Raw genomic sequence first — 523 nt, 5'->3', positions numbered from 1 at the left:
CCTTCACCGTCGACTGCCGCCGGGACGGCCAGTACATATCCGTCGAGTGCCAGGCCGGGGCCCACCACGGCTGTCCGGGCGGCATCCGCGAGACAGCCGGCGCCCCGGCCGTGGTCTGCGACTGCCCGGTCAGCACCTGTCCATGCTGCCGCCCGCTGCGGCTCCACCTGGTCCCCTCCAGCTGACGTCCTGCCAACGAGACGAGCCATGGGCCTCACCCGCCGGTACCGGCACATGAACTGGACCGCCACCCCCGACCTCGAGCCGGACGCCCCGCCCACCCTGCACCTCTTCCAGTGCAACGGCGAGAACGAGCAGGGCATCCTCTGCGGCCAGCAGTCCGCCGCCGGCGAGGACTTCGAGGCCGCCCGCGGCTGGTCGTTCCAGCACCTCCAGGCGAACCCGGACCACCGCAGCTACAGCCATGTCCTGTCCCGGCCGTGGCGGATGATCCCCGAGATCGAGCCCGACCCGGAGCCGATCGTCCCACTGTCGGGGCCGGCCCGTGGCTGACCGGTACGAG

The 523-nt window shown here is 72.3% G+C and carries 2 protein-coding genes; both read left to right on the top strand.

Annotated elements, in window-relative coordinates; genetic code table 11:
* On the top strand, nucleotides 1–185 hold a 185-nt coding region (locus ABD323_RS45315; protein ID WP_344447765.1), incomplete at its 5' end, for a hypothetical protein.
* 22 nt (nucleotides 186–207) lie between these two features.
* Nucleotides 208–513, top strand: coding sequence for a DUF7848 domain-containing protein (locus ABD323_RS45310; protein WP_344447764.1), 306 nt, complete (start codon nucleotides 208–210; stop codon nucleotides 511–513).
* Nucleotides 514–523: the final 10 nt, after the last annotated feature.

Source organism: Kitasatospora nipponensis (genome assembly GCF_039528135.1).
In the GTDB taxonomy this organism is placed as follows: Bacteria; Actinomycetota; Actinomycetes; order Streptomycetales; family Streptomycetaceae; genus Kitasatospora; species Kitasatospora nipponensis.
The sequence above is the reverse complement of the archived record's forward strand: the minus strand, read 5'-3'. Positions and strand labels throughout refer to the sequence as shown.